At 70.3% G+C, this 2,998-nt stretch carries 3 protein-coding genes; 2 read left to right on the forward strand and 1 reads right to left on the reverse strand.

The features are described from left to right. The first annotated feature begins 91 nt into the window (after positions 1–91). Together Q4F04_RS15190 and yihA are read left to right on the forward strand one after the other, a co-directional pair. On the forward strand, positions 92–850 hold the full coding sequence (locus tag Q4F04_RS15190; RefSeq protein WP_303370634.1) for an MOSC domain-containing protein: 759 nt from the start codon (positions 92–94) through the stop codon (positions 848–850). Then, positions 847–1,497, forward strand: a complete 651-nt coding sequence (yihA, locus tag Q4F04_RS15195) for a ribosome biogenesis GTP-binding protein YihA/YsxC (protein ID WP_303370635.1) — start codon at positions 847–849, stop codon at positions 1,495–1,497. Before Q4F04_RS15190 ends, yihA begins: the two co-directional genes overlap by 4 nt. 3 nt (positions 1,498–1,500) lie before the next feature. Here yihA and Q4F04_RS15200 read toward each other — a convergent pair whose 3' ends face one another. Then, entirely contained in the window at positions 1,501–2,343 is an 843-nt protein-coding gene (locus tag Q4F04_RS15200) for an ABC transporter permease (protein ID WP_303370636.1), read from the reverse strand. Between the last annotated feature and the right edge of the window lie 655 nt (positions 2,344–2,998).

The raw sequence follows: 2,998 nt of genomic DNA on the forward strand, positions 1-2,998 counted from the left end.
TCCAGCAGTACGGGATCATGTCGATGCACGGCCACCGGCCCGACCTGTTCGGCAACATCCGTTCGGGCCTGCCGAAACGCAGCGCAAAGAAGTGACGGCGCGGCTTGCCCATGTCTTCCGCTACCCGGTCAAGTCGGCCGGGGGCGAGGCGCTGGCCGAGGTCGCCCTGACCGCAGGCCAGCCCCTGCCGGGCGACCGTCGCTTCGCGGTGATGCACGCGGCGGCGGTGCAGCATCTGGACGGCGAGGAACTGCGCCGCTGGCTGCCCAAGTCGGCCTTCCTGCGCGGGGCAGCCGCCGCGCCCCTGCAGGCGATCAGCGGCGGCTGGGACGGCGATCACCTGCTGCTGACCCATCCCGCCCTGCCCCCGCTGCGCTTCGATCCCACGAGGGACGAGACCGCCCTGCTCGACTGGCTCGGCCCCTTGTGGGCGCCCAGCGGCAAGGCCCCCGCAGCAAGGCTGGTCGAGGCCCCGCAGGCCCTGGCGGACGTGAGCCAGCCGTGGCTGTCGGTCCTGTCGCTGTCTTCGCTGCGCGATCTGGAAGGCCGGCTCGGCCAGCCCCTCGGCACCCACCGCTGGCGCGCCAACCTGTGGATCGACGGCTGGGAGCCTTATGCCGAGCGTGACATGCAGCTGCACCGCATCCGCATCGGCGACACGGTCATGCTGAAGCTGACCCAGCGGATCGGCCGCTGCGATGCGACCAGCGTTGACACCGGGACGGGCCGGATCGACGTGGACATGCCGAAAGCCCTGCAGGACCGGTTCTGGCACCAGGACTTCGGCATCTACGCCGAGGTCGAGACCGGCGGCATCCTCCGCCCCGGAGACGAGGTCGAAGTCCTGTGAGGGTTTCCTTCCCCCCCGCCCCTGAACCCGAGGCGGACGCCGCCGAGGCCGGGCGCCTGCTGTTCGCGGGGCCCGTCGATTTCGTCAAGGGCGTGGTCGCCATGGACGGCCTGCCCCCGGCCGACCGGCCCGAGGTCTGCTTTGCCGGGCGGTCCAACGTCGGCAAGTCCAGCCTGATCAACGCGCTGACCGGGCGCAAGGGCATCGCGCGGGCGTCCAACACGCCGGGGCGGACGCAGGAACTGAACTTCTTCGCCCTGGGCGAGCGCGGCTATCTGGTGGACCTTCCCGGCTATGGATACGCGCAGGCGCCGGTGGCGGTGGTGCAAAAATGGCAGGCGCTGCTGAAGCAGTATCTGGCCGGTCGCCCGAACCTGCGCCGCGCCTTCGCGCTGATCGACGCGCGCCACGGCATCAAGCCGGTGGATCACGAGATCATGACGCTGCTCGACCGTTCCGCCGTGCCCTTCCAGGTGGTCGTGACCAAGGCCGACAAGATCGGCCGCGGCACGATGGATCAGACGCTGGGGCAGATCGAGGCCGAGCTGCAGAAGCACCCCGCCGCCTATCCCGAACTGGTCGTCACCTCCTCGGAAAAGGGCGAGGGCATCCCCACCCTGCGCGCGATCATCGAAGGGCTGACCTGAGGCTCAGCGCAGTTCCAGCAGGTCGCGATAGCGCCGCCACAGCAGCAGCAGGCCCGTGACCAGCGTCAGCAGCGACAGCGTGACGACATAGCGCTCACTGACGTAGTCGGCCGGATAGACGCCGTAGATGCCGCGCCGCATCAGCCCGACGATATGCAGGATCGGGTTCCACCACAGGATGTCGCGCACCATGGATGGCATCACGTCATAGGTGAAGAAGATCCCCGACATCAGGAACAGCGGCCGCGTCAGGATCGACCAGGCCCGTTCCCAGACCGGGAATCGCGTCACCAGAAAGCAGTTCAGCGTCCCGATTCCCGCCCCCAGCAGCGCCGCCAGCGCCAGCGCATGCAGCACGACCGAGACGTCGATCACCAGCGGGATACGCTGGGCGATGGCGATGCCGCTGACGACTACGACGAAGACGATCACATGCAGCACGCTGTTCAGGATCAGCCGCGCGACCAGCGCATCGACAAAGGTGACCGCCGGATAGGCCAGCAGCGGGCGCGAGAAGCGCAGGCTTTGCGCCATCTTGCCCGCGATGTCGTGATACATCTGGAAGGGAAGGTAGCCCGAGGCGTAGAACAGCGGAAAGCTGGTTCCCAGCAGGGGGTTGGTGTTCCCCAAGGCATACTGGAAGACCAGCGTCAGCAGGGCGATGCCCAGGATCGGATCGGCCAGGGCCCAGATATAGCCGCCGGGCGAGCGGCCGTAGGTGGTGGCGATCTCGCGCAGGATCAGCGCCACGACGGTGCGGATCATGCGGAACAGCCCGTTCGACGGCACCCGCGGTCGGGCGGGCGAGGCCGGCGTCGGTTTCAATGGCTGGGGAGTGTCGGACATTTTACTGCTGAGGCTGGCGTTCGATGGCACGGCTCTGTAACAACTGCCCGTAATTTGGAAGCAGCGAAAGCCCATATGGCCAGCGATCGTCCGCAACCCGCCCCCAAGGCCGAGCCGCCGGGTGAGAGCCGCCCTGCCACCCCCGCGCAAGCGACGCCGCCCAACGGTCCTGCATGGCCGGGGGCTCCGGGGACGCAGGGCGCCGCATCCGCGCCCGCCAATGCCCCCAGGGCCGAACCCGCTTCCGCCCCGCCGCAACCTTCGGGAAGCCCTGCGCCGAAACCCGTGCCTGCTGCAGCAGAGGCCGGGAAAGTCGCAGAGCCGGCCAAGCCGCAGGCGGCCAGCGCCGCCCCGAAACCGGCGCCCGCGTCCCCTGCCGCGCCCCAGCCGGCGTCCGTTGGCGGGGCTAACCCCCAAGCGGCCAAACCCGCAGCGGCCCCTGCAGCGCAGCCTGCCGGCGGCCCTGCGGCGGCCCCGCAGCCCAAGGCGGCGGCGCAACCCGCCCCGGCAGCACCGCAGCCGAAACCCGCCGCGCCCGAGCCGACGCCGGGGCGCCTGATCCCAGCCGACGCGGCGACCGCCGCCGCAGCCGCGCGGGCCGCGGCAGGCCGTCCGGCCCCCGCGCAACCGCCGGCAGCCGCGGCCCAGCCCGCGT

This window comes from Paracoccus sp. (in: a-proteobacteria) (assembly GCF_030536915.1).
In the GTDB taxonomy this organism is placed as follows: domain Bacteria; phylum Pseudomonadota; class Alphaproteobacteria; order Rhodobacterales; family Rhodobacteraceae; genus Paracoccus.

Excerpts from the sequence above, each read along its gene's own strand:
- Q4F04_RS15200 (WP_303370636.1), bottom strand. The coding sequence starts at position 2,343 with ATGTCCGACACTCCCCAGCCATTGAAACCGACGCCGGCCTCGCCCGCC.